The sequence below is a fragment of the Arthrobacter sp. NyZ413 genome (assembly GCF_049390645.1).
GTDB lineage: Bacteria > Actinomycetota > Actinomycetes > Actinomycetales > Micrococcaceae > Arthrobacter.
Map to the genome: position 1 here is coordinate 2,674,078 of NZ_CP155434.1, position 25,153 is coordinate 2,699,230.

21 protein-coding genes and 1 tRNA gene are annotated in these 25,153 nt (G+C 64.5%); 10 read left to right on the plus strand and 12 right to left on the minus strand.

What is annotated here, in order from left to right:
• Positions 1 to 61: 61 nt before the first annotated feature.
• The 8 genes from ABCW42_RS12485 to ABCW42_RS12520 form a co-directional block, all read right to left on the minus strand.
• A complete protein-coding gene (locus ABCW42_RS12485) occupies positions 62 to 970 on the minus strand; it encodes a chain-length determining protein (protein ID WP_423181554.1) in 909 nt (302 codons plus the stop codon).
• The gene (locus tag ABCW42_RS12490; RefSeq protein WP_423181555.1) at positions 948 to 2,486 is read right to left on the minus strand and encodes an O-antigen ligase family protein; all 1,539 of its coding nucleotides are present in this window, start codon (positions 2,484 to 2,486) and stop codon (positions 948 to 950) included. The genes ABCW42_RS12485 and ABCW42_RS12490 overlap by 23 nt, the downstream gene beginning before the upstream one ends.
• Positions 2,483 to 3,673, minus strand: coding sequence for a glycosyltransferase family 1 protein (locus ABCW42_RS12495; RefSeq protein ID WP_423181556.1), 1,191 nt, complete (start codon positions 3,671 to 3,673; stop codon positions 2,483 to 2,485). The genes ABCW42_RS12490 and ABCW42_RS12495 overlap by 4 nt, the downstream gene beginning before the upstream one ends.
• A 55-nt stretch (positions 3,674 to 3,728) precedes the next feature.
• Positions 3,729 to 5,267 carry a lipopolysaccharide biosynthesis protein gene (locus tag ABCW42_RS12500; RefSeq protein WP_423181557.1) on the minus strand — a complete coding sequence of 513 codons (1,539 nt, stop codon included), beginning with the start codon at positions 5,265 to 5,267 and terminating at the stop codon, positions 3,729 to 3,731.
• Entirely contained in the window at positions 5,264 to 6,334 is a 1,071-nt protein-coding gene (locus tag ABCW42_RS12505) for a glycosyltransferase family 2 protein (RefSeq protein ID WP_423181558.1), read from the minus strand. Before ABCW42_RS12505 ends, ABCW42_RS12500 begins: the two co-directional genes overlap by 4 nt.
• 208 nt (positions 6,335 to 6,542) lie before the next feature.
• Entirely contained in the window at positions 6,543 to 8,090 is a 1,548-nt protein-coding gene (locus tag ABCW42_RS12510) for a sugar transferase (protein WP_423181559.1), read from the minus strand.
• Between the two features lie 444 nt (positions 8,091 to 8,534).
• A tRNA-Ala gene (locus tag ABCW42_RS12515) sits at positions 8,535 to 8,610 on the minus strand.
• 233 nt (positions 8,611 to 8,843) lie between these two features.
• Positions 8,844 to 9,767, minus strand: a complete 924-nt coding sequence (locus tag ABCW42_RS12520; protein ID WP_423181560.1) for an NAD-dependent epimerase/dehydratase family protein — start codon at positions 9,765 to 9,767, stop codon at positions 8,844 to 8,846.
• A 54-nt stretch (positions 9,768 to 9,821) separates the two neighbouring features.
• Between ABCW42_RS12520 and ABCW42_RS12525 the strand changes: the two genes are divergently transcribed.
• Entirely contained in the window at positions 9,822 to 10,529 is a 708-nt protein-coding gene (locus tag ABCW42_RS12525) for a ScbR family autoregulator-binding transcription factor (RefSeq protein WP_423181561.1), read from the plus strand.
• Positions 10,530 to 10,536: 7 nt separating this feature from the next.
• On the opposite strand, the gene ABCW42_RS12530 is transcribed toward ABCW42_RS12525, so the two are convergent.
• Entirely contained in the window at positions 10,537 to 11,346 is an 810-nt protein-coding gene (locus ABCW42_RS12530) for a ScbA/BarX family gamma-butyrolactone biosynthesis protein (RefSeq protein ID WP_423181562.1), read from the minus strand.
• Between the two features lie 380 nt (positions 11,347 to 11,726).
• On the minus strand, positions 11,727 to 12,362 hold the full coding sequence (locus ABCW42_RS12535; RefSeq protein ID WP_423181563.1) for a TetR/AcrR family transcriptional regulator: 636 nt from the start codon (positions 12,360 to 12,362) through the stop codon (positions 11,727 to 11,729).
• 100 nt (positions 12,363 to 12,462) lie between these two features.
• On the opposite strand from ABCW42_RS12535, the gene ABCW42_RS12540 reads away from it, so the two are divergent.
• Positions 12,463 to 13,506: an agmatine deiminase family protein gene (locus tag ABCW42_RS12540; RefSeq protein ID WP_423181564.1), complete on the plus strand. Its 1,044-nt coding sequence runs from the start codon at positions 12,463 to 12,465 to the stop codon at positions 13,504 to 13,506.
• Positions 13,506 to 15,227, plus strand: coding sequence for an amidase (locus ABCW42_RS12545; protein ID WP_423184881.1), 1,722 nt, complete (start codon positions 13,506 to 13,508; stop codon positions 15,225 to 15,227). The genes ABCW42_RS12540 and ABCW42_RS12545 overlap by 1 nt, the downstream gene beginning before the upstream one ends.
• Before the next feature lie 39 nt (positions 15,228 to 15,266).
• On the opposite strand, the gene ABCW42_RS12550 is transcribed toward ABCW42_RS12545, so the two are convergent.
• Both ABCW42_RS12550 and ABCW42_RS12555 read right to left on the minus strand, forming a co-directional pair.
• Positions 15,267 to 15,638, minus strand: a complete 372-nt coding sequence (locus tag ABCW42_RS12550) for a twin-arginine translocase TatA/TatE family subunit (RefSeq protein ID WP_423181565.1) — start codon at positions 15,636 to 15,638, stop codon at positions 15,267 to 15,269.
• An 85-nt stretch (positions 15,639 to 15,723) separates the two neighbouring features.
• A complete protein-coding gene (locus tag ABCW42_RS12555; protein ID WP_423181566.1) occupies positions 15,724 to 16,293 on the minus strand; it encodes a hypothetical protein in 570 nt (189 codons plus the stop codon).
• A gap of 148 nt (positions 16,294 to 16,441) precedes the next feature.
• On the opposite strand from ABCW42_RS12555, the gene ABCW42_RS12560 reads away from it, so the two are divergent.
• The 7 genes from ABCW42_RS12560 (at position 16,442) to ABCW42_RS12590 (ending at position 25,108) form a co-directional block, all read left to right on the plus strand.
• Positions 16,442 to 17,314 carry an ATP-binding cassette domain-containing protein gene (locus ABCW42_RS12560; RefSeq protein ID WP_423181567.1) on the plus strand — a complete coding sequence of 291 codons (873 nt, stop codon included), beginning with the start codon at positions 16,442 to 16,444 and terminating at the stop codon, positions 17,312 to 17,314.
• Entirely contained in the window at positions 17,311 to 18,123 is an 813-nt protein-coding gene (locus tag ABCW42_RS12565) for an ABC transporter ATP-binding protein (RefSeq protein WP_423181568.1), read from the plus strand. The genes ABCW42_RS12560 and ABCW42_RS12565 overlap by 4 nt, the downstream gene beginning before the upstream one ends.
• Entirely contained in the window at positions 18,120 to 19,406 is a 1,287-nt protein-coding gene (locus ABCW42_RS12570) for an MFS transporter (protein WP_423181569.1), read from the plus strand. Before ABCW42_RS12565 ends, ABCW42_RS12570 begins: the two co-directional genes overlap by 4 nt.
• Before the next feature lie 45 nt (positions 19,407 to 19,451).
• The gene (locus ABCW42_RS12575; RefSeq protein ID WP_423181570.1) at positions 19,452 to 21,002 is read left to right on the plus strand and encodes an ABC transporter substrate-binding protein; all 1,551 of its coding nucleotides are present in this window, start codon (positions 19,452 to 19,454) and stop codon (positions 21,000 to 21,002) included.
• Positions 21,002 to 22,741 (plus strand): ABC transporter permease subunit, encoded by a 1,740-nt coding sequence (locus tag ABCW42_RS12580; protein WP_423181571.1) that lies wholly within the window; start codon positions 21,002 to 21,004, stop codon positions 22,739 to 22,741. Before ABCW42_RS12575 ends, ABCW42_RS12580 begins: the two co-directional genes overlap by 1 nt.
• A 124-nt stretch (positions 22,742 to 22,865) precedes the next feature.
• Entirely contained in the window at positions 22,866 to 23,522 is a 657-nt protein-coding gene (locus ABCW42_RS12585; protein ID WP_423181572.1) for a hypothetical protein, read from the plus strand.
• Between the two features lie 86 nt (positions 23,523 to 23,608).
• A complete protein-coding gene (locus ABCW42_RS12590; RefSeq protein ID WP_423181573.1) occupies positions 23,609 to 25,108 on the plus strand; it encodes a DNA polymerase Y family protein in 1,500 nt (499 codons plus the stop codon).
• Positions 25,109 to 25,153: the final 45 nt, after the last annotated feature.

Here is a 25,153-nt window from a genome sequence, read left to right on the forward strand (position 1 = left end):
AGGGGCTGTCCGGATGCTCACCGGACAGCCCCTTCTTTCGGGCGGAATTGCGGTCAGTCCGTCACCGCGACGGTTCCACTTCCCGCACTTCTTCGTGGGCCTCCGCCTCCCGACTGCGCGAATCCTGACTGCGCGAATCCTGGCGGCGTGAATCCCGACGGCGGCCGGTGCCCGCCGTGAGGGCGTCCAGGTCCGGGTCCAACCACGGGTCGACGTCGGGCACGGGCGCTTGCGGCGATGTCTCCCCGGCGGCGGGAGCGGCTATTGCCGGCTTGCCATCCTGTGAACCCGTTGCGGCAGCATCCGCATTCCTCGCGGCTTCTGCACGCCGCTGCCGCGCCTTGGCCCGGCCGCGCGCTATGGAAACTGCACCGAACATCAAGACCAGGCCACCCACCAGGACGCCGATCAGGGAACGCAGCCGGCTGGAGAATTGCTCAGTGGCTTTGTCCGGCGTCGCGACCACCAAGGACGTGAAAAGGTAGGCGTCGTCTGCTCCGTCGATTTTTTGGATGGAGCTGAGGTCTTCCGTGAGCAATTCGCCCAGGCGCTTCGTGGTGGCAATGGATTGGGCCGGTGTTGAAGCGTCACCAGTGATATCAACAAGGAACGAATTCTGCCCGCCGATCGCGCCCCGGACAACGTCATATTGTTTGCTGAGTCCCTTGGATGCCAAGTCGTCAGCCGTCGAAGTGTCCTTAAGCCGGGTAATCAGCACCTGCACCACAAGGGTTGGATCCGATGCCCGCAAATAGGGATTGCTGGAATTCAGTTTCTTGAGCGCCGGATTCGCGATCTTGTCCGCATCGGTAGGAATGCTCGGGTTGATGACGGCATAGGTCATGGTCGATTCGTACGAACGCGGAGCAAATTGGAAAACGTATACCGCCGCGATGAGGGTAACGAAAACGACGGGCAAGGCAGCGAATTTATGGTGCCAGATTGTCTTAAGTACTGCTAAGGGATCCATCGTCTTCCTTTCGAGTGAGAAATGTCCGGGCTGTCTTGTTCCGGACGGGCGGCCCTTTTGATTCGACTGGTTCACCTGATTCGACTGGTTTGCCGTGCCCGGTCAACTCGATTTCGCGTTTCACCATGATCCACACTGCCCCGGAGAGCCCGATGTACAGCGGATAAATCAACGCGAAGGACGGAAATGACAAAGAATCGAACGTCATGGAGCACGCAGCGCCCACGATGCCTCCGGCCGCCAACGCTCCGGCAAGGCACTTGAGGGCCTCGGACCGCGCGGCGCGGGCAGCAACCACTGTCATGAGCCCGGGCACGATGAAATAGGTGCAAATGGCAACAAGGCCCACCAGGCCCATGCTGACCGCGGAATTCAAATACTGGTTATCGAGGATATGCAGCGCATTATCAGGAATGTAGTTGCCCGGCCCCAGCCCCAACAGCGGATGGTCACTCACGATCGCCTCAACGCGTGGATAATTGTTCGTCCGGGTGGAAATCGACGGGTCGCTGTCCGCCGTCGTGAACGTCCCCACGAGCGTGGCGACGAGGCCCGGCACTGCCAGGAAAAGCCCGACGACGGCGACCGGCACCGTCACGAACGCCCAAAGCCGGGCCACGCGCGGCAGGAACGGAATGAACACCACCATCCCGACGAGCAATCCCATGATGCCCGCCCGTGAGACCGTCGCCGCGATCGCGAACACCAGCAGGCCTGTCCCGGTCCAATGCAGCCATTTCCGTCCCGAGCGGTCATAGATGCCGCGCCAGATCGAGAGCGGAAGCAGCATCGCGCTCACCACCGCCAGCTCGATGGAATGGAAGGTGCTGCCGGCAACGCGCACAAGCGTTCCACGTACTTGGAACGTCGTCCCCGCTCCGTTCGTGGTGAACCCGGGCATAGCCACTTGGAACCAATCCATCGGATTGATGTGGAAAATGAACTGGATCAACGCGACCACCGAGCAAAAGAGCGCTCCCGCCAGCACCGCGCGGACCAATTGCAGGACGTCGCCCTGGGTCCGGACGACTTCCGCACTGACAAGGATGATGGCGGTGCTCGCGACTATCAGCAACACCCAGCGATCGCCTGCCGCCCGACCTTCGACCGTGCTGCCCCCGGTCAAACCCAGGTAAAGGGCGACGTAGGAAGCGCAGGTCGCCAGCCACAGCATCGCCACGCCGATGCGGCCCGGGTGGCGGGGACTGAAAGGATCATGCAGGCCGAAGAGGGCCGAACTGAACCACATGGCGAAAAGCAGCAAGGCGAGCAGCATTGGCATCGTCCCCGCTGCTCCCACCGGCGCCAGGACCATGCTGGACGGAAAGAAGAGGATGCTGAAGGCGACCACCCGGAGCATGAGCGGCACACGGCCGGGCCGGCTGGTTTCCGGGTCGAAGTCACGCAAAGTGGCGTCCGGCGGCCGAGGCGTTACCAGAAGGCCGCGCGCCAGCCACCTACGCCGGTTTGGCCGCCGTATCTTCGGGCTGTTCCGTACGGTGGTCGTGGCAGTCACGGGGCACGACTCCCCACCACGGGCGCAGCGCAGGCAGACTCGATAGTCGAAACGACCTGCTTCTTGGTCACTTCCCAATCGAGGTGCTCACTTGCGGCTACGCGCGCAGCCCTCGCGTCGACGTCGGGCGCTTCCACCGCGGCCGCGAGCGCATCCGCGATGCACCACGGCGTGGGAAGGGCCCACACGGCATCGTCGGCGGACAGGACAGCCCTGGAATACGCCGATTCGTTGAGCACCGGAATGTTGCCTGCGCACATGAGTTCTTCGGGAACCAGCGAGATGTTGGTGAAGGAGATGGCAAGGCCGGCGATCGTGCGGTTGTAGAGTTCGTTGAGTTGCCGGGGCGACAGGTTACCGTGGTCGGTGACAGGGATTGACCAGCCGGAGACGTGGTCGCCGTAGACGTGGATCTCCTGTTCCGGGTGGGTTTGGTGGAACTTTTCGAGCGCCAGTTTCGCCAGGAGGTAGCCCCGGCGGTCAACGCTCTTCTTCGCGTAGAACACCACGCCGCTCCGCGTAACGTTCCCGAGTCCGGGAAGAATGCGATAGACATCGGTGTCGACGCCGAACGGGACAATCGCTTCCGGTGGCCTTCCGACTTCGGATTCCATGACCCCGGCGATCATGTTCCCGAGGGCGATGTTGGTGAAGCCAAAGCGGTAGGTGTCCTCGGCCAGGGCGTATAGGGTCCCGCGGGGGTAGAAGAACGGTTCGTAATCCTGGATGAAGTAGAAACGGTGGGCCGCGGGATGTGCCCGGGCGGCAACGACGTGTGCGGTGGCCCATGAGCTAGCTACGACGGCGTCAACGTCGTCCATGCCTTCGGTGGCGCTGCGGACGTCTGCGCGCAGGCCGGGCCAGTGGCGTCGGATCACTTCCTCGTGCCGGGCCACATCGTCCGCGTACCGGTCGTAGAGGAACAAGGTACAGCGGTGTCCTTGTTCTTCGAGGCCCTGCACCATCCGGAAGAGCGTGGTGTGTCCGCCTGATCCGGCGCCGGGAGGCATGCATACCCAGCCGATGCGCAGGCGGTCGGCCTGGTTTGTGCGCGGGGCGACCGGTGCCAGGGCGCTGGAGTCCATGATGTCCTCTTCGCGCAAGGGGAAGTCGAACTCGGACCATGCGAGCCGCTCGCCCAGTGCTTCGAAGAGGCGCCGGCTGCCGCGCCTAGCGATTGTTGCCACACCTTCGGTCCTAAGGTGCGAGATCAACTGGCTTGCGCTCATTCCAGAGCCCATGTCACTTCCTTTCTCCAAAGAGGTCTGCGGCAGGGAGGACCTCGGCAGTGGGGTCCGCGGCCGCCATGGCCGGGTCCAGCGGCGCTACGTCGGCCGGGGAGGTCTGCCGGAGGCCGCCGAGCAAGGTCCGCACTTGCCGGTAGGTGCACGCGGCATAGACGGCCATGCCGGCCACCGCGCCCGCGGCGACTGCGAAGACAGCGACGGAAATCCAACTTGCAACGAGCCACGCCGCGAAGCCGCACGCGACAGCCGCGGCTGCGGCAGGCAACGCCGTCCGCACGAGGGACAGGACCCGTGCCCCGGTGGATTTCGCGACAAGCGCGAGGTACACGGGGATGACCACGAACCAGGTAACGACAACATGGGCCATGCCTGCACCGGCAATACCCCCGAGCCGAACGCCGAAGAACATGGCGGGAGCCAAGGCGAGCAACCAGGCCACCTGGACCCAGAACAGTCCGACGGTCTTCCCGGCGCCTACGCAGAGATCCGCGAAGACTTCGGAGAGGATCCGGGCGGCCCCGAACAAGCCCAGGCTGACCATTGCCGCCGCGGCCGCGCTCCACCGTTCGCCGTAGAAGGCGACGATGAGCGGCAGGGCGAGCGCGGTCAGAAGTGCGGAGACGGGAAAGCCGACGTAGGCAATCCCGGCAGTCACTTTCACGGCGGCTTCGCGCAGGTTTCCGGAGGCGTTCAGCCTGCCGAAGGTGGGAACGGCGACGGTCCTGATAATGGCCGTAATGATGTTGCTGGGGGTGCTGGCCAGGTTGAAGGCCAACAGGTACAAACCGAGTTGCACAGGTCCCAAGGCCGGGCCGATGACCATGTAGTCGAGGTTCAGGGTGACAAAGACCACGAGGTTGGCCATGGCAAGCGGGAGGCCGAGGCGCAGGATCTCCTTGGCTTCCGCCCGGTTGAATCCTGGCTTGTACCGTTTGGGGCTGATGATCCAGTAGCCGATGGTCGCCGTCAGTTGCCCGCCGACCCGTGACAGTGCCAGTGCCATGGCGCCCCAGCCCCATAGGGCCATGGGAACAACCAAGGCCAGTGCAACCAGGGCGTTCAGTACGTCGACGAGTATTCTGCGCTTCTGCAGGAAGTCACGCCAGATCAGGGCGGTGGGCACCGACGTCAGCCCCGAAAGCAGGACGGTCAGCGCCATGACCTGGATCACGGGCGTCGCGCCGGGATCTCCCAAGGCTGCGGCGAGGAGCGGGGCAAGGATGATCACGAGTGCCGTCAGGAGGCCGCTCGTCAGCAGGGAAGTGGTGAAGACAGTGGGGGCTATCTCGTCCGGATCGCGGTCGCCGCGGCCCAAGGAGGCTGTGGCTCCGAGTTCGGCGATGTTCACAGCTATGGTCTGGACAACCAAGGCCACCGCGAGGGCCCCGAAGTGCTCGGGTGCGACCAAGCGGGCGAGCACCAACGTAGTGACGAACTGGAGGAGGCGGGACAGCCCGATGTTGACCGCGCCCCACAGGGTGCCTCGCCGTAAACGCGAAGCGAGCGTCCCGGTCCGCGGCTCGGCCAGGCTCACGAAATCCCCACCATCCGCCAGGCGCGCCAGCGCACCCTGTCCAGTTGGGTCCGGCCTGCCTCTGCCGCCCGTTGCCACACCATCGGCGCCTTGCCGCCGTCGGCCCGTGCCAGCCGCCAGCCCACTCCCTGCATACGACGCCGGCCCTGGCGTCCCGGCGTTGACCGGGAGGCGAAGTCCCGCAGTGCCGCCGCGTCCGCCGTCGGACCGCCCGAATCGAGGGTGCGTGCCGCAAGGATGAGGGCCTCGCGGCCCACTGCCTGTTGCGCCCGCTCGAAAAGGCGATTACCCCGGGGCAGGCCCCGCAATACCTCGGGCGACCGCAGGACGCGGAAGGCTTCGAGACGGTGGCCCAGGTCGACCATCATCGTGGCGAACGTCGTCAGGTGCATGTTGCTGCCATGGACGCGGTAGTAAGCCTGCACCGGGCCGTTGATCCGGCCAACGTCCCAATGCGCGGCAGTGCGGAGCCAGTATTCCAGGTCTCCTGAGTGCGGCAACAACGGGTTGTAGGACCCTATTTGCCGCATGACCTCGGTGCGCATGACCACTTCCGGGGACAAGATGAAACACCGGCCCCGCCGGCAAGCCCAGCCGATCCATTCATGACCCGGCCAGACCGTCCACGAGTGCCGCATCCGGCCGGTGGTCCCTGGCAGCTGGGTCTCGTCGGAAAATTCCAGGGGCCGCCCGTAGACCATTCCTACCCGCGGGTTGGCGGTCATCAGGGCAGTGGCACGGGACAGGGCGCCCGGGGCGAGCAGGTCGTCAGCAGAAAGGAGCGCCACGAATTCGGTGGATACCCTCGACAGCCCGTCGTTGTACGTGGCGATATGGCCCATGTTCCGTTCGTGGACCACCACGGAGATCCGCGGCTCCCCGCTGGCCAGTTTCCGTGCCGTTTCGGCCGAGTCGTCGCTGGAGGCGTCATCGACGATGATCACCCGCGCGTCGACGCCGGTTTGGCCCAGGACTGAATCGACGACGGCGGGAAGGTACCTTGCGTAGTTGTAGCACGGTATGACAACGGTCACCTGCGGCGTGGTCCGGGGCGCGCGCGGCCTCATGATTTTCATGATTTCCCCGCGTCCACGTATTTCATCGTTAGAGCGTCCCCTCCAGTAGAGACCCCAGACTGGCAGCCGTATCGAACAGTGGTTTCAGCCTATGGACCGACCAGCCCGGGCAGCGCGAGTGCCTGTCACTTGAATTGCGATTCGCCGCTACTCGTTCAGGCGGGTAAGACCACTGACTCCCGCCTGCCGGCTCATACAGCTAGTACGCGCCGACGGGCCGGATCATCGCCCTGGCCGTCCGCCAGAGGATGATGATGTCCCCCACGATCGACCAGTTCTCCACGTAGTAAAGGTCAAGCCGGACACTGTCCTGCCAATTGAGCTCCGAGCGGCCGTTGATCTGCCACATCCCGGTCAGCCCGGGCTTGATGTAGAGACGGCGGTGGACGTGGCTCTCGTAGCCGTCCACCTCGCGTTGCAACGGAGGACGGGGACCAACAAGGCTCATATTCCCCAGCAGCACATTCCAAAACTGCGGGAATTCATCCAATGAATAGCGCCTCATCCATTCACCGACACGCGTGACGCGCGGATCCTTTTGCATCTTGAACAACAGCCCGGCGCCCTCGTTTTGGTCGAGAAGCCCGGCCAATGCGTCTTCGGCGTTCTCCACCATCGAACGGAATTTGTACATTGTGAAAGTCCGTCCCCGCCGCCCGATGCGTTCCTGCTTGAAGATCACCGGCCCTGGGCTATCCCGCCGGATCAACACCGCGAGGACCACGAAAACGGGGGCAAGGACAATCAATGCCGCAGCGGAAAGGATGATATCGAGGAGCCGTTTCAACACGTGCTTTCCACCTGCATAATGCGGAAGTTCAACGTGCATCAGCGGGAGCCCCTCCACGGGACGCGAATGAATTCTGGGACCGGCGACATTTGTCAGGCCCGTGGTCAGGATCAACTGGGTTGAACTTTCTTCCAATTGCCAGCCAAGCTCCTGGATATAGGCGCCGCCGCCTTCGACCGGTCCGGCGATGATCACGGCGTCGGCTTCCGTGGCCGCAACGGCTCCAACAACGGAATAGGGGTCGCCCACAACCGGAATCGGTCGGCCGTTGACAAAGAGGCCGGCCGGGTCCTGATGCCGTGCCAAAACAACACCGACCACCTCGTAGGCAGGCCCGGATTTCTTCTCAATTTGGTTGATGACGTATTTCACGTCCTCGGCCGCACCCAGGACAACCACCTTGGAGAGGTAGTGGCCGTGCGCGCGCTGGCTGCTCAACCAGCGCCGCAATGCCCAACGGGACGTCATCAGGCCAAGGCATCCCAGGGGAAATACCAGGGCGACATAGCCGCGCGCAAGATCCACTTCGAAGACCACGCACGCGAGGTTGAGGAGGCCTACGAGGATAATCGTCGCACTGAAGACCCTCTTGTATTCGTCGGGCCCGATGCCCACCACCTGTTTGTCCCGGCTCCGGTAAATGGTTAACGCGCCCATCCAGGCGAACACGATGATGAGCGAAACCGTGAAATAGTCCAGGTGATAACCCTCGACAACAACGAAGGAATTATTAGTTCCAAAGCGGGCAAACTGGGCGATACCGGCAACGGAACAAATGACTGCGGCGTCGACGATCCATAAAAGCCTCGAGTACCGGCGCGCCCAGAACACCCCTGACACGGGCGACGCATAGCGTTTCCCGCTACGTTGTGATGTACCGAACAAGGGATCGTCAACAAGGGACCGGCCCAGTCCGAAACCGAGGTCTTCAGCGGCGGCTTCTTCCGCCGGGCTCACTGCTGCACCTCCGCCGCCTGGAAAGCTCTCCCCCTGAACGAAGAGGCTATTGTCCTTTTACCGTCCGGCGCCGAAGGGCGCCGGAAAACTAAGCAAAACATGGGGCAGGCCACATCGACACCCGCTTCTTCTTCTACAGATTCTTTGCCTGACGGACTCAACCTCGGATACTGCCGGCCACCCGAAGGAATTTCAGGCTAAGGAATAACGGATCGCTCCACACGAGTATCGTCCACTTATCATTCCCAAACGGACACACTTACAGCGATCGTCGCCGTACCTGTCCGACACTCGAGTAGTTGTACGCAGGACGAGGCATCGCACGTTATTAAGTGGCGGCGGAATAAACAAAGAAGCCACCCGACAGGGTGGCTTCTTTACAATTAAGGATAGTTAACGCCGCACTCAAAGGCGAACATTTTCACCATTCGATTGCTTCCGAAATGGTGGAGCTGAGGGGACTCGAACCCCTGACCCCCTGCATGCCATGCAGGTGCGCTACCAGCTGCGCCACAGCCCCAATACTTTGCCTGGCCGGAACTTCCATCCCGCCGGAGCAACTCGTCAATACTAAACCACAACGGTGTGAGATACGAAATCGAGCTTCCGGCCGGAAACAGATGAGGTGCGGTCGATTACTCGGCCGCACCTCCCCCCATTCCTGTTGCTCAACTAGCTGCCGCACAAAAGACAACGAGCCATTGCCCAAAAGTGTAGAGTCTGACGTGAAATTAAACAAACCGTTCAACCGGTTTATGGCCTGCCGAGGCTTCGGGAGACTGAATATGACGCTGACAGAAGCGCCTCTTGGTAGGCCTCGGGCAGGCAGCCCGCGACCTTCCAGAGACGTTCCGAGGAGTACCAATGATCCGTCGTCACCAGGTTGACCTGATGGCTGCTGAACCCAGCGCCACGCAAAGCCGCCAAGGCCATGCTGTCATCGCCGAGAAACCGGAGGCTTTCGACGCCGAAGGCTTGCGCGACTGCGCGCACCAACGATCCCACGGTGACGGGTTCCGGATATGCGGCATGGAACGCTTGTCCTGCGTGGCGCGGCGCCAGGGCCAGTCCGGCAACCAGCTTTCCGAGCGCCTCCACTCCAATGAGCGAGAGCAGCGCCGAACCGTCGCCGGGCCATCCACCGGCAACCTTCATGATCTTGACCAGGCCCGGGACGAACCAGCGATCGCCCGCCCCGAGCACGAGGTTGGGACGAACCACCTCCCCGCCATAGGCCAGGACAGCCTGCTCGGCGGCCGCGCGACTGGTACTCGCGTTCGACTCAGGGTGGTAGCCGGCGTCGGCCTCGGCCAGGCCGCGGTGGGGACCGGATCCGTACACGCTGCAGGTGCTGACGTAGATCACCCGCTGAACACCGGCTTCCCGGCATTGTTCAATGACGTTGCGGGTACCCGCCTCGTTGACCTCGCGTGCAATGTCCGGATCGGAGCCCACATATGATGCAGCGTGCACCACGGTACTGGCTCCGGCCAGGACCGGGGCAAGGCTTCCACGGACGGAAATGTCGGCGGCCGCAATGGTAGCGTTGTGGTTTCGTAGCCCGCTGTCCGGTTTTCGGGAGACCGCCACAACGTGCGCCTTCCCGGATGCGGCAAGCGACGCTGCGACCCGACTTCCGATGAAACCGGACGAACCAAGGACCAGGATTCGGGGCACGTGGTCGACTAAAGTTGGCAAACGTCCCACCAATCCACAGTTTCGTTCGGAATCATGTACAAAAGTATCGCGGACGCAGAAACCGGAGAGGTCTCCAGGCTGATCATGCAACAACGTGCCAAAGCCACCCGAACAGCGGTGATTGAGGGAGCGGCGTCGATCTTCGAAGAGGTCGGCTACGGAAACGCGAGCCTCAGCGACGTCACCGAACGTGCCTCGGTCACCAAGGGCGCGCTCTATTTCCACTTCAAGTCGAAGGAAGACCTGGCCCTCGCGGTCATCGCCGAGCAACACAACATCGTGCGGGTCGCTGGAGAGCAGATCGCGGCCGCCGGACTGCCGGCGCTTGAAACCATGATGCGCATGTGCCGGACCTTCGGGCAGCAGCTGCTCGACGAGCCGATCGTCCGGGCAGGCATCCGGCTCACTTTTGAAGCCTCGGCTTTCAACGGCGACGTCAAAGGTCCCTACCACGACTGGGTGACCACCATGGAGGTGCTGACCCGCCAGGCCCAGGCGGAAGGCGACGTACGTCCCGACGTCGATGCCGCCGACTTTGCCCGGTACCTGGTGGCGTCGTTCACCGGAGTGCAAATGGTGTCCAACGTCCTGACCGAACGGCGCGATGTCCTCAAGCGCATCGACGACATGTGGCGGTTCATGATGCCGGCACTCTCCCCTGTAACAGAAAGCACCGAACCGAATAGCCCGGCAATGGAGACCACAAAGTCCCTTCCAGAGCCGCCGGAAGAGACCCACTGAACCGGGGTTACTTGGGGACTGCCAGCAAGGACATCATGGCTTCGCCACGGTGCAGCATGGTGACCGTCATCGCTTCTTGGACGCAGCGCCGGCCGGCCGCGGCCGGAGTAACCGCCACATCGATCGGATAGCTGAATTCGACGAGCTTCACGAACTCCGCCTCGAAGCTGGCAAAATCGGCGTCCGGCCGTGAAGAAGCGACCCTGAGGGCCTGGCGGGCCGCCTCCACCAGGAGCATCCCCGGGACATGGTCGAGGGGATGGTCGAAGAAGATCGGGTGGGTCGGGTCGACCCTCAGCGGCCACACGGACGGACGCACGCTCGTTCCCAACATGACGTTGCGCTGGGCGGCGTGCCCGACGTCGTCGCAAGCCAGCAAATCGGCGTCGACGACGGCAGGGACCGCAGGGGCGACCCCGCGAAACCGCTCATAGGTTGCCGGGTTCACGATGCGTGCCCCGGCGGTCCCCTCGCCAATGGTTTTGCCCCCGATGCTGAACTTCGCAAAGACAGTAAGGTTGGAGAGCTCTCCGCCCCGGAACTTCTTGTCCCTGACCTCCAACTCAAGGTCCACCTGCGTCGGAACAAGCGGGTCCAGGGCGGCCGTGCGGACCGAGACGCCCATGTGCGGCATGAGGAACTTGTACGTGAGGGGCACTCCGCACTGGTGGGAGAGGAAGATGACTGCTTGCCTCAAGGTCTCCGCCATCAAGGCCGAATCCGCGGACGCGTCCTGCACACCGTAGAAAACATGCCAGCGCGGCCACTGGGCTCCCGCGATGAACCGATCCGGACCTGACTGGACAAAGTCGGTCAAGAGGACTTCCGAAACGGACCTTTTGTGAACGAACTCCCGATTCACGGAAGACTCAAAGAGCGCTTGTTCGCGCATCGGGACCCCCCATTCCCACCCGGCACCTACCGGACCAACCATCATCACTGTCGCTTGGCCCACGATTGAATGCCCACATCTTATCCAAACGGCCATCGGCGAAGCTGGGAACAGGCTGGAAGGGGAACGGCGAGATTGGTGCAGGCGCAACCTCATTGAACCCCTCGTCCACGAGGTGGACTCGAACGCGACGCCACGCGGCCTTGTTGCCGCCATTTCCGCCACAGGAAGCTCCCGTGCACCGCTCGTTCGAAGGCACGACGGTGAATTTAGCGAATGGGGTGCATTTAGCGGATTAGTGGGCCCTACCGCTCCGAGGGAGGCAGCAGCGCACCGCGCTGAGCGCCCACCATGCCTTCCACCGCGCGCGCCAAGTGCGTCCCGCGATCACTGACGCCAGCCCAACGAACGAGCGCCTGGGCGTTCAGCCCGTCAATCATCCCCAGGATCTGCCAGGCTACGGAAGGCGCCTCGGCAGTTTCGAACTCTCCGGCCGCCACGCCTTCTTCGACGACCCTCTGCACCACGGCCTGCCAGGCATCCATTTGCTCGCGGACGGCGGCTGCGAGCACTTCGTTCCTTCGCCCAAGGGTCCATGCCTCCACCCAGACCGCCGTGACGTCGAGGCGGCTGCCGTCCATGAGGGTCTCCAGGAGCAATGCGAGACGCCCGGCCGCGCCAGGCAAGCGGTCAAGAAGCACCGAAACTTCCTCGGTCTCGGCGGCCACGATCGTCGTGAACACCCCCGCCACGAGGGCGTCGGCGCTCGGCTGGTAGTGCGCGATAAGGCCGGAAGCCACTCCAACGCGCGACGCGACGTTCCGCAAAGTGATTGCGGAGAGACCTTGGTCGAGCGCTATTTCCTTGGCTGCTTCGAGGATTTCGGCAGCGCGTTCGGCGGGCGATTTCCGCGCGCCCCTCTTCTGAATGGTGCTTGACATCACACAACAGTCTAAAGTAGCTTTCTTCTTATTGATCACACGATCAATAAGTTTGCAACACCTCCCCTCAACACGTCCCCTCAACACGCAGGAGTCTTCCATGGCCTGGAGAATGCCAGCCGAAACCGCACCCCATGAGCGCACCTGGATGGCGTTCCCCCGCACCGGCCTGACGCTCGGCGATGACGCCGCATCGGCCGACGAAGCGTACGCCGCCTGGACCGCCGTCGCGCACGCGGTTGCCGATTTCGAACCCGTCACCATGGTTCTCGATCCCAGCGAACGGGACCGGGCCCGCCGGATGCTCGGATCGGAAATCGAACAGCTCGAAACGCCGCTCGACGAATTCTGGATGCGCGACGTCGGACCCACCTTCGTGGTGGACGACGACCGTCCCGGAGTGCTCGGCGCAGTGGACTGGATTTTCAACGGCTGGGGTGCCCCGGCCTGGTCCGAGTGGGAAAAGAGCGCCGGGATGGCCCGTTTCGTCGCCGGGCAGTCGGGCGCGGAGCTCATCAGTTCACTGCTCGTCAACGAAGGCGGCGCCATCCACGTCGATGGCGAAGGCACGGTGCTCGTCACCGAAACGGTCCAGCTGGATCCGCATCGCAACCCCTCCGCGGACAAAGCCCGCGTCGAGGCCGAACTGGCCCGCACGCTCGGAACAACCCACACCATTTGGGTACCGCGGGGACTCACCCGCGATTACGAAGACCTCGGCACCCGCGGACACATCGACATGGTGGCCACGCTGCCCTCCCCCGGCCGGGTCCTGCTGCATTCGCAAACCAATCCCGCGCACCCGGACTTCGAGGTCAGCAACACCTTGCACCGCTTCTTCGAAACCCAGGAGGACGCCGCAGGCAAGCCGTTCGACATCGTGTCCCTGCCCGCGCCGGAGACCCTGCGCGACGAGGAAGGCTTCGTCGACTGGAGCTACGTCAACCATCTGGTGGTCAACGGCGGCGTGATCGCTTGCGGCTATGGCGAAGAGCGGGCGGACGCCCTCGCCGCGGAGATCCTCGCCGAGGCCTACCCCGGCCGGCGCGTCGTCACGGTCGACGCCCGCCCGATCCTGGCGCGCGGCGGAGGCATCCACTGCATCACGCAGCAGCAGCCCAAGCTCAACGGGCCGGTGGCGTGATGGCCCGTTTCGACGTCGTCGAGGCCTCCATCGCCCAACTGCGCGAAGCCCTCGAAACCGGCCGCGCAACCAGCGAGGAACTCACCCAGGCGTACCTGGACAGGATCGAAGCCTACGACCGCAAGGGAATCTCGCTCAACGCGATGGTCGTAATGAACCCCGAGGCACTCGCGGATGCCCGGGCCTCCGACGACCGCCGCTCGCGCGGCGCGGTCCTCGGCCCCCTCGACGGTATCCCGTACACGGCCAAGGACAGCTACCTTGCGAAGGGACTGACGGCCGCCGCCGGGTCTCCGGCGTTCGAGCACCTCGTGGCCCAACGCGACGCCTTCACCATCGAACGGCTCCGCGCCGCCGGCGCCGTTCTCCTCGGCTTGACCAACATGCCCCCCATGGCAAACGGCGGAATGCAGCGCGGCGTGTACGGTCGCGCCGAAAGCCCCTACAACGGCGACTTCCTCACCGCGGCTTTCGGCTCCGGTTCCTCGAACGGTTCCGGAACCGCGACGGCAGCCAGCTTCGGTGCGTTCGGCCTGGGCGAGGAGACGTGGTCAAGCGGGCGCGCACCGGCGTCGAACAATGCTTTGTGCGCCTACACGCCGTCCCGCGGCGTCATTTCGGTCCGCGGCAATTGGCCGCTGGTTCCCACCATGGACGTCGTGGTGCCGCACACGCGGTCCATGGCCGACCTCCTGGAATTGCTGGACGTCATTGTCGCCGACGACGCCGAGGCCCGCGGCGACTTCTGGCGGGTGCAGCCCTGGGTGGAAATTCCCGCTGTGTCGAGCATCCGGCCGGCTTCCTACCCTGCGCTGGCGGAAGGAGCCAACGACGGCGGCCGCCCGGCTTTGGCGGGCAAGCGCTTCGGAGTGCCGCGCATGTACATCAACGCGGATCCCGAGGCCGGCACGAGCGCGTCGCCGGGCATCGGCGGCCCCACCGGTCAGGGAATCCGGACCCGTGATTCCGTCATCGAACTGTGGGAAGCGGCCCGGCGCGACCTCGAAGCCTCCGGTGCCGAAGTGGTGCCCGTCGACTTTCCCGCCGTCTCCAACTACGAAGGCGACCGCCCCGGAGCGCCGACGATCGCGACAAGGGGCCTGGTGAGCCCCGAATACCTGCAGCGCGAAATAGTCGACCTCTCAGCCTGGTCCTGGGACGATTTCCTCGCCGCCAACAACGACCCCGCCCTCAACAGCCTCGCCGACGTCGACGGTTCAACGATCTTCCCGCACCCCGACGGCGCGCTCCCGGACCGCTACCACGGCTTCGACGACGACATCGCCGACTACCCCGCGCACATCCGGGCACGCAAAGTCTCCTCCGTTACCGAAATCCCGCACCTCGAACAAGGGCTGCGCGGACTCGAAGAGACCCGGCGCATCGACCTCGAGGAATGGATGGACGGCCTCGCGCTCGACGCCGTCATCTTCCCTGCGGCCGCCGACGTCGGTCCGGCCGACATGGACGTCAATGAAGCGTCCGCCGATCTCGGCTGGCGGAACGGCGTCTGGGTAGCCAACGGCAACCTCGTGCCACGGCACCTGGGAATCCCTACCGTCACCGTTCCGATGGGAACCATGTCCGATACCGGCATGCCCGTGGGACTTACCTTCGCCGGCCGCGCCTACGACGACACCGCATTGCTCTCGCTCGCCGCGGCCTTCGAAACCACCGGTAAACGCCGCACGGTTCCCCCGCGGACGCCGCGGCTCGACTGAGGGAAAGCCTCGCTGGGCCGGGTTACCCCGATCACGCAATCAGGTCGACTCGTCGTCGAACGGCGCCTTTTGCCCTTCCGCCAAGCGCACCACCGGGCGGGCAGGGGGCGCCGACGGCGGCGTCACCGGGACAGCCGCAGCCGCGCTCGGAACGGGCTCGTCCTCCAGGAGGGCTTCCCGGATGATCCGCCGGGGGTCGTATTGCCGCGGATCCATTTTGCGCCAGTCGATTTCCTCGAACTCCGGTCCGAGTTCCTGCCCGATCTTCTCCTGGGCTCCGGACGCCATGCGCCGGAGTTCGCGGATCAGCCGTGCGAGTTTCCGCGCATACTCGGGCAATTTCGTTGGTCCGAGGACAAAGACAGCGATGATCAGGAGAAGGGCAAGCTTCTCGATCGAAATGTCGATCATGGCTCCATTCTAAATCTGCAAACTTGGGCGGAAATCCGGGGTGCAAGGACGAACAACAGGACTACGATGCTGGCGCAGGGTCAAACTAGGACACTGCGTACAGCGCTACCGCCAACCCGGCCGCCAGGAAAGCCTCCCGCAAGCCTTTGATGCGCGGCACAGCGTGGGACTTGCTCTCAGCCGGCATGGCGAACGTAGCCAGGAGCCATCCGATCGCCGCGAAAAGCATGAGCAGCGCTGCGATGGCGTCCGCAACGATGACCCCGAGCTGGTGTGCCGGATGTTCGGTTACCGAAGCTGCGCTGCGCGCTGCCGACTCCAACACCCACGCAGAGAGTGCCGCAGTCACCGCGCCGTAGAACGCTGAGCCTCGCCCAAGGGCGCCCGGTTGCGCCTTTTCCGGTCCGGTTCCCGGCAGGAATATCCGCACTGCGAAAGACACGAAGACAAGTCCAATCACTATTCCGAGTGGAACCGCGGCAAAGGGAGCCCAGCCCAGGCCGACAATCACCATGGCCGCCGCGAGGACGAAAGCGGCAACCGCCTCCATCCGCACGGCCAGGCTCTTGGCCCGGAATCCTGCCCCGAAATCCAGCACCGCCGCGGCTCCGAAAAACAGCACCAACGCTGCCACAATCCACCAACTCCGGAACATTTCCTGCCAAACCTCCTGCACACTCTGCTTTGGATCCCACCCGCCTTCATATCACTTGAGGATGGGAGAATCCTGCCAGGATTCGCATTAATGAGAATGATTATTGATAGCATGTAGGAATTCCTCGCTCCCCGTCGAAAGTTCCCCCATGCACCACGCCCTCCTGGTTCACGAGCTGAGCGTCTCCCTTCGCGGACGCGCCTTGGTGGACAAAGTCAGTTTCACCATCGCGCCCGGCGAAAGCCTGGCCCTCCTTGGCGCCTCCGGATCGGGAAAATCCTTGACCGCCGCCGCACTGGCAGGCCACCTTCCCGCCGGCATGCACGCGACGGGCCGGTTGGAGATCGAGGGCAAGGAGAGGGACCTCGGCGAGCGCCGGATCGCCGGCACCGGGGTCGCGGCAATCCACCAGGATCCACTTCAGGCACTGAACCCCTTGGTCCGACTGGGAAAACAACTTGGCATCCCGCTGCGGAGCGCAGGATTGACGCCCCGCGATGCGCGCAGCGAAGCCGCCAGGCTCCTGCTCTCGGTGGGGTTGCAGGACACCGGACGAATCCTCTCCAGCTTCAGCGGCGAACTGTCCGGCGGCCAGTTGCAGAGGGTCTGCATCGCCTTGGCCCTCGCTTGCCGCAGCCGGGTCCTGGTGGCGGACGAACCCACCACGGCGCTCGACGTCGTGAGCCAATCCGCCGTCCTTGATGCGCTGTCCGGCTTCACCGGATCCTCCAGCGCAGGATCCTCCAGCGCAGGATCCTCCAGCGCAGGATCTTCCAGCGCAGGATCTTCCAGCGCAATGCTGTTCATCACGCATGACCTCGCCGTTGCCGCCGCCCTGTGTACGCGCGTCCTTGTCATGGAGTCCGGACGGATCGTGGATGAAGGGTCCATGGAGTCCTTGTTGAGGCACCCTCGCCACGTTTACACGAAGCGGCTCGTGGAGGCGGCCCGGCAAGGACTGCCGCCCCTGCAGAAGCAGTACCTCCGCCAGGACAAGCTCCATCAGGACATTCGGGCATGACATCCATACTGAGCGCCCACAATCTGGACGTCGCTTATTCCGCCCCGGCCTTCCTCAGGAAACGATTGGTCAGGACTGCGTTGTCTGGGGTTGGCCTCACGGTTGCCTCGGGGGACAGCATCGGACTGGTCGGCGGCTCCGGCGCCGGAAAATCAAGCCTCCTGCGCATTTTGCTCGCCTTGCAGAAGCCGGACGCAGGAGCCGTTACCTTCAACGGAAGGCCGGTAGCGCCCGGCCCGGCGTCGTCCCTGCGGTGGTATCGACGCGCAGTCCAGTACATCCCGCAGAATCCCGCAGCGAGCCTCGCTCCAGGCATGAGCGTGGAACGCCTCCTCCGTGAACCGCTGGAGCAACTGCGGATCGACGGCGACCACCGCCGCCTGATCCTGGACGCGTTGGAGCGGGTCGAGCTGGACAAGCGGCTCCTGGTGCGCCGGCCCCACGAACTTTCCGGCGGCCAAAACCAACGCGTCGCGATCGCCCGGGCCCTCGTCCCCTCGCCGGAGATCCTCCTCGCGGACGAACCGGTGAGCGGACTCGACCTCCCGCTCAGGAACGCCGTGTTGGACGTCATGGAGCAACTAGTCAGCCGGGACGGCCTTGGACTCGTTTTCGTCTCTCATGACCTGACGGCCGTGGCGCGGCTCTGTTCGCGGACCATCGTCCTGTCGCACGGGCGCATCGTGGAAGAAGGACCCATGGAAGCGGTGTATGCGGCACCGCGCAGTCCGGAAACCCGCGAGCTCGTAGCCGCCATTCCCCGACTGCCGGCGTTCGAAGAAGCCGAACGAACCGGGGGTACCGAATGAATGAGGGAGCATTTAAGGTACCGGACGAGTCCAAGCAACGAACGAATCCGTCGGCCCGGCTGCTGCTCGCCAGCCAATTGATCTTCAATCTCGGGTTCTATTCAGTTGTTCCATTCCTTGCGGCCACGATGCGCGGCGACTTCGGCCTGGGCGCCATGGCTGTCGGCGTCGTCCTGGGAGCACGGACCTTTGCGCAACAAGGCCTCTTCCTCCTGGGCGGCGCGGCCGCGGACAGGTGGGGAACACGGCCCGTGATGATTGCCGGCTGCGTGGCCAGGAGCGGCGGCTACCTGTTGTTGCTGTTGGCCTCCGATTTCCCTTTGTTCTTATGGGGAGCCGTGATGACCGGCATCGGCGGCGCCCTCTTTTCCCCCGCCCTCGAAAGCCTGGTGGGCGCGGCGGATGAACGGCGCCGCACCCTCCAGCCGGGCAAATCCACGCTGTTCGCCCTCTTGGTCGTATGGGGCGAGATCGGGGCCGTGGCTGGTCCGCTGCTCGGCTCCATCCTCTTCCACACCGGTTTCGACACCGCACTGCTCGCGGGAGCAGTGACCTTCGCCGTGATGGCCGTGGTCTTCCGGGCCTTCCTTCCCGGGCCCTCGCCACGCGCCCCCGAAGGGAACCGGCGGCACACGGGTCCAGTACCGCCGTCGGGAATCCTGGCTTGCCTCAAAGAGCGGAGGTTCCTCGCGTTCGCCGCTTTCTACGGGGTCAACCTGTTCGCCTACAACCAGTTGTACTTCGGACTGCCGATTGAGCTGGAGCGAAGCGACGCCGGGCAGGGCACCCTGCCGGCACTGTTTGCCTACGCCTCGGTCTTGACCATCGCGCTTCAATGGCCCATCGCCAGTGCCATGAAACGGACGGGTCCGCGATTGGCGCTCGCGCTCGGGTTTTCCCTTGAAGCGCTGGGATTCGCCGCCATGGCAGCCGTCCCCCCTCCAGCTGCGTTCCCGGCCCTTCCGGCACTGATCCTGGTGACCGGGCTTGCCCTCGGACACATGTGCGTGGCCCCCGTCGCCATGAGCCTGGTGCCCACCTTCGCTTCGGGCCGAGCCACGGGAGCCTTCTACGGCCTGCTCTCAAGCTGCGGCGGTGCGATGGTCCTCCTCGGCAATGTCTTCCTCGCTCCGCTCTACGAGCAGGCAAGCACCCCGACACTGGCCACGGCCTCGCCCTGGCTCATATCCGCGGCACTGGCCCTCGCCTCAGCGGCAATCATCCCGCGCTTCCCACCGGCCCGGGCCCGGGCGAGGGCAACCCAAAAGCTCCAAACCGCTTAAAACCAAGCATCAAAACAACGCACCACGAAAGAAAGGCACCAATCCATGGCACGTTCCCGTCTACGTCCACGTCCACACCTACGTCCGCGCCCACTCGCCACGATACTCATCACCTCAGCAATGGCGGCCGGGCTCAGCGGCTGCTTCGCCCCCGGAAACGCCTCGTCGGCCGGCAATTCCGATTCCCGGATCAAAGCGGCCATGATGCAACCGCCACGGTCCGGCCTCACTCCCCTCAGTGACGATGCATTCAAGCTCTCCCGCTGGAAAACCGCCGAAACCCTCGTTGTCCTGGACGCCCTCGGCGACGCCCAACCATCCCTGGCTACTTCGTGGCAACAACTCGACGGCAAGAACTGGCGCTTCGAAATCCGCCACGGCGTCACGTTCCACGACGGAACTCCCCTGACAGCCGAGCAGGTTGCGGCGTCGTTGACGGTTGCGGCGAAAGCGAGCCCCAAACCGCGGATCCTCGACGGCGTCCAACTGAGCGTCCGGGTGGAAGGCGGGGACGCCGTCGTCGTCACAACCCAGGCAGACGATCCCTTGGTTCCCCAAAGGCTCTCAAGTCCCCAGCTTTCCATCCTTGCCGCATCCGCCTACAAGGACGGAGGCGTCATCAGCCCCCTCCGGGCCGGCACCGGACCCTACGTCCTCACGGCAGCCAACGGCACAAGTTCCGCCACCCTTGACCGCTTCGACAACTATTGGGGCGGGAAAGCGGCAAGCAGCGGCGTCGACGTCCAATACGTGCCGGACGGCACGGCGCGCGCCGCCGCGCTGCGGACGGGAACCGCGGACGTCGTGGAGGCGATTCCCGTCGGGCAAGTTTCCCGGATCAAGCCCGAACTGGTCCACGAGGTTCCCATGCCCCGTACCAATACCCTGTACCTGAACACCAAGACCGGCCCTTTCGAGGACCCGGCCACCAGGGCGGCGGCCCGCGCCTCGGTCGACCGTCCGAGCATCGTTGAACGGGTCTATGAGGGTCGTGCCGACGTCGCCCAAGGCCTGCTTGGCCCCGCGCTCCCATGGGCCGCGGCAGAACGGGGCACCGATTCCTACCGGGAAGCGTTGAAGGCCCGGCCCGAAGCAACGAAACCCAACGGCCAGCGCATCAAGCTCGGAACGTTCACGGACCGTGCCGAACTGCCCGAGGTCGCCGTGCAGCTCGAGCAGCAACTCGAAGCAGCAGGCTTCGTGGTGGAACAGGAAGTCCGTGAATACCAGCACATCGAATCCGACGCCCTCGCCGGCAAGTTCGACGCCTTCATCCTGTCCAGGGCAACCGTGCTCGACTCCGGCGATCCGGTGGCCTACATGTTCAGCGATTTCTCCTGCAAAGGCTCGTTCAACATCTCCCAGTTCTGCGATGCCGAGGTAGATGCCGCATTGGCCAAAGCGGCGGCCGTCCCGGCAGGACCCGGCCGACGCTCAGCGATTGCCGCTGCGGAAGCACTGATCCTCTCGAAGGACGCCGCCGTGCCGCTCCTGCACGAACGCGTCATCCAAGGCGAATCAGCCCGGATCCGCAACGTGGAACGCGACCCCCGCGAACGGGCCTTGATCACGGGACAGACCGGACTCGCGGACTGATGTGGCGGGCGGCAATCGTCAAATCCACCGTTTCCCGAGCGGCGGCCCTGTGCGCGATCGTCTTGCTGATCGGGCTCTTGCCATGGCTTTCGGGGCATAGCCCGGAATACACCATCCTGCGAGCGCGGTACGCCGACAGGGAAGCGAACGATGAAGCGCTGGGGATGATCCGGGCGGAGCTGGGGCTCGACCAAGGTCCGTTGCATTTGTTCCTTTCATGGGCGGTGAACGTGCTGCGCGGCGACCTGGGCAGGTCTTGGATCACCAACACACCTGTTGGCCCGGGCACGATGGACGCTTTGGCGGTTTCCTTGACCTTGATGGCCTGCGCCGTGGTGGTTGCCACGGTTGTTGCCACGGCAGTGTGCGTTCCGTCGGTGGCGCGGGGACTGGCGGGCAACCCCGGGCGTGGTTCCGGCTTCGCGGCCACCGCCATGACGGCGCTTCCGGAATTCCTGCTGGCGGCGATGCTCCTGGTTGTCGGTGCGGTGTGGCTGAGATGGTTTCCGCCTTATGGCTGGCACGGAATACAGAATGCAGTGTTGCCTGCGCTCGCCTTGGGTGTACCGGCAGGCGGTTTGATGGGTCGCCTGCTTTCCGAAGCGATCAGCCTGGCGTTCGCGGAAAAATGGGTGGCGACGTGGGCTATGGCCGGGGCTGGCCGGGCCCGGTTGACAGCAGCCGTGTTGCGCCGGGCTTCGCCGTCGGTGATGAGCCAGATCGGCCTTGTGCTCATCGGCCTTACCGGCGGAGCAGTCGCGGTGGAGAAGGTCTTCGCCATTCCAGGGTTGGGGCGTGCTGTCCTGGGGGCTGCGAGCGCCCAGGACATTCCGGCCCTTCAAGCGGGGGTCCTCGCGCTCCTGGTGCTGGCCTTGGGAGCGGGCTTGCTCAGCGCCGCGGCGCGTCACCTCCTGATGGGATCCGCGGTGCGTTCGGGAACAGTTCCCGTTCCAGAGGAGTCGGGAGGATCACGACGGCGGGACGTCGCCGTTCCGTTCCTCGCTGGCGGTGCGTTGGTGCTTGTCGTCGTCGCGGGCTTGTTCCGGGACCCGTTCGCTACAGGCAACGGGAGGCTCGCCGCTCCGGACTGGGACCTGCCGTTCGGAGCGGATGCCAGCGGCAGGGACCTCCTGGCGAGGGTGGGGCACGGTGCCGTGTCGACGCTCGGCACGGCCATGCTCGTGGTGCTGGTGTGCCTGGTGATCGGCGTCGTCGTCGGGCTCTTCCCGCTGGCCGCCACCGGCCCCCTCGAAGTTGCCAACGCTGCTCCGCCGATCTTGGCGGGACTGCTCGTGGCCGTGATTACCGGGCCCTCGCCGGAAGGTGCCGCGCTCGCCGTCGCGGTCGTCAGTTGGGCGCCTTTGGCGGCCCACACGGCTTCCTTGGTCCAGGAGGCGCGGGCGCAACCGTATGTGAGGATCCTTCCTGTCCTGGGAGTCGGGAGGATCCGCGTCTTGTGGCGGTATATCCTTCCGGTGGTCCTGGGCCCGGTGTTCCGGCATTCGATGCTCCGGGTGCCGGGGATTGCGTTGGCCTTGGCGGCCTTGGGTTTCCTGGGCCTTGGCCCGCACCAGCCCTCACCCGAGTGGGGGCTCATCCTGGCCGAGGGGATCAATTACGTGGAGCGTGCTCCGTGGGCCGTCGTTGCCCCGGCGTCGGCATTGCTCCTCGCCTCGGTCCTGGCCGTCTCGATCTCCAGCCTCTCCCGCCCCTCCCGCCTCTCCCGCCCCTCCCGCTAGGAGTTTGTGTACACCTGACACCCCTTAAAAAGCCGAATAAGGGGCCTGATCTGTCCACAAACTCGAGGGTTGGGCGACACGCCCTTCAATTGACTTAATTCGAATATATGTTCGAAAATTGGGTATGCCTCACAGCCTGACTTCCGCTTCGACAGCTTCGCTGCGGGATGACCTGCAGGCAAAAATCCACCTCATGCAGGGCAAGCGCGGCAGTGAACGGTCCTTGCCCGTGCTCCCTTCCCTCAGGAGGCTGCTGCCGGGAGGCCTGCGTCCGGGTGCGGCCTATTCCATCCAGGGATCCATGTCCTTGGCCATGGCGTTGCTGGCCGGGCCTTCGCTCGATGGCTCCTGGTGTGGCGTGGCAGGGCTTCCGGATTTCGGGGTTGAAGCCGCGGCAGGCTTCGGCATCGCGCTTGACCGTTTGGTGCTGGTGCCGGACCCCGGTGCCTGTTGGTCTCCGGTGATTGCCGCCATGGCGGATGTCCTTTCAGTGGTCCTGGCCTGCGCCCCCGGCAAGGTTGCTCCGGCTGAAGCCGCCCGCCTGGGGGCGAGGCTTCGGGAGAGGAGTTCCACCCTCCTCGTCCTTGGGCCGTGGCCGCAAAGCGAAGCCGTGCTGCAAGTGAACGGTTATGAATGGGCGGGGCTTGGGGAAGGCCATGGGCATTTCGCCAAGCAAGAGCTTGAGCTCGAAATCGCCCTTCGCGGAAATACCCGCAGGGCTTCCATAGACCTTGCGGGCAACGGCACGGTGGAATTGTCCAGGCACAGGATGGGAGCCTGATGCTGGTCCGGGTCGACTCGCCGGTGCGCGCACTGGTCGCTTGGTTTCCTGATTGGCCCCTTGTCGCCGCCCGATTGGCAGATGACTTGCCTTCGGATGTACCGGCGGCAGTCATTGGGCAAGGGGTCATTGCCGCCTGCTCCGCGGAAGCACGGGCTGAGGGAGTGGTCAGGGGGCTGCGGCTGCGGGAAGCGCAGACCCGTTGCCCGGACCTGGTGGCATGTCCAGTCGATCCGGTGCGCGACGCCCGTGAATTCGAACCCATCATCACGTCCCTTGAAGAACGGACGCCTGGCGTGGAGGTTCTTCGTCCCGGCCTGTGCGCTATCCGGGCCCGGGGCGCCGCACGGTACTACGGCGGGGAACAAGCCGCTGCGGGTGCCGTGCTTGAATCCGCCGACAGCCTCGGGGTGGAGGCCCGGGTAGGCATTGCCGATTCCGTGTTCGCCGCAGAACAGGCAGCCCGGAGCACCACTGAGCTTTCTGCCGTCCTGGTACTGCCTCCGGGTTCCTCCAAGGACTTCCTCATGCCCTTTCCCGTGGATGTCCTGGGGCAAGCGAAACTTGCTTCCTTGCTCAAGCGCCTCGGTATCCGCACCCTGGGGAGCTTCGCGGCTCTTCCCGCCACAGATGTCCTTGCCCGTTTCGGAGCAACGGGCATCAATGCCCATGCTTTGGCCAACGGGCAAGATCCCCGCGGCGTGGTTCCCCGGACGCCTCCCCGAAAACTGGACCACGCAGTGGATTTCGAACCGGGCCTGGACCGGGTTGACCAACTCGCGTTCCAGCTTCGAGCCACGGCGGATGCCTTCGTGGCGGGATTGCAGACGGAGGGTTTGGTCTGCACGGAACTGAAAGTCCTCATCACTGATGAAGCAGGCAGCCGCTCAGAAAGGACCTGGGGCCACCCCCGCCACTTCACAGCCCTGGACGTCGTGGACCGGGTGCGGTGGCAACTCCAGTCTCCATCATCCGCTCCCCCGGGAAGCGGGGTGGGAAACGGGTTGTCCTCGCCGGTCACCCGGGTGGAGTTCCTCCCCGGCCGGGTGGACTCCATCGCCCATCACGGACGGGCACTTTTCGGCGACGGCGCCGAGGAACAGATCCATCATGGACTCAGCCGGATCCAAAGCATGCTGGGCCATGAAGCCGTTGTTGTCCCTGCGATCTCCGGAGGACGGCTGCTGTCCGAGAGGCGCCGACTGGTTCCCTGGGGCGACGCCCTGCCCGCCGGAAGCACCGGTTTGGCGGCCAGGCCTTGGCCGGGAAAGCTTCCTGATCCGCAACCCGCCACGGTGTTCGCTTCACTCATTCCGGTCCTGCTGCTGGATGCGAACAGGGAAAAAGTCCGCACGGATCACCGCGGCGGCTTGAAAGCGCCGCCAAAGTGGTTCTGTCCCACCGGAGACCCCGCACGACGGCGGTCGGTGACCAGGTGGGCAGGTCCCTGGCCGCTTCACCAAAGATGGTGGGACGCCGTCCACAAGCTCGAAGCGGACCGCTTCCAATTGGTGGACGGCGACGGAGAAGCCTGGCTCCTGCTTTTGGACGGACAAGATTGGTGGGCCGAGGCCAGGTACGACTGAGATGCAAGAACACTGGGATGCAAGAACAGGCGCCGGGCTTGAAGT

What these genes read in the sequence shown, in the direction of transcription:
- ABCW42_RS12505 (WP_423181558.1), bottom strand. Translation starts at nt 6,334, where the DNA reads ATGAGGCCGCGCGCGCCCCGGACCACGCCGCAGGTGACCGTTGTCATA.
- ABCW42_RS12525 (WP_423181561.1), top strand. Translation starts at nt 9,822, where the DNA reads ATGTACAAAAGTATCGCGGACGCAGAAACCGGAGAGGTCTCCAGGCTG.
- ABCW42_RS12560 (WP_423181567.1), top strand. Translation starts at nt 16,442, where the DNA reads ATGCACCACGCCCTCCTGGTTCACGAGCTGAGCGTCTCCCTTCGCGGA.
- ABCW42_RS12535 (WP_423181563.1), bottom strand. Translation starts at nt 12,362, where the DNA reads ATGTCAAGCACCATTCAGAAGAGGGGCGCGCGGAAATCGCCCGCCGAA.
- ABCW42_RS12580 (WP_423181571.1), top strand. Translation starts at nt 21,002, where the DNA reads ATGTGGCGGGCGGCAATCGTCAAATCCACCGTTTCCCGAGCGGCGGCC.
- ABCW42_RS12545 (WP_423184881.1), top strand. Translation starts at nt 13,506, where the DNA reads ATGGCCCGTTTCGACGTCGTCGAGGCCTCCATCGCCCAACTGCGCGAA.
- ABCW42_RS12555 (WP_423181566.1), bottom strand. Translation starts at nt 16,293, where the DNA reads ATGTTCCGGAGTTGGTGGATTGTGGCAGCGTTGGTGCTGTTTTTCGGA.
- ABCW42_RS12485 (WP_423181554.1), bottom strand. Translation starts at nt 970, where the DNA reads ATGGATCCCTTAGCAGTACTTAAGACAATCTGGCACCATAAATTCGCT.
- ABCW42_RS12550 (WP_423181565.1), bottom strand. Translation starts at nt 15,638, where the DNA reads ATGATCGACATTTCGATCGAGAAGCTTGCCCTTCTCCTGATCATCGCT.
- ABCW42_RS12570 (WP_423181569.1), top strand. Translation starts at nt 18,120, where the DNA reads ATGAATGAGGGAGCATTTAAGGTACCGGACGAGTCCAAGCAACGAACG.
- ABCW42_RS12540 (WP_423181564.1), top strand. Translation starts at nt 12,463, where the DNA reads ATGGCCTGGAGAATGCCAGCCGAAACCGCACCCCATGAGCGCACCTGG.
- ABCW42_RS12565 (WP_423181568.1), top strand. Translation starts at nt 17,311, where the DNA reads ATGACATCCATACTGAGCGCCCACAATCTGGACGTCGCTTATTCCGCC.
- ABCW42_RS12575 (WP_423181570.1), top strand. Translation starts at nt 19,452, where the DNA reads ATGGCACGTTCCCGTCTACGTCCACGTCCACACCTACGTCCGCGCCCA.
- ABCW42_RS12585 (WP_423181572.1), top strand. Translation starts at nt 22,866, where the DNA reads ATGCCTCACAGCCTGACTTCCGCTTCGACAGCTTCGCTGCGGGATGAC.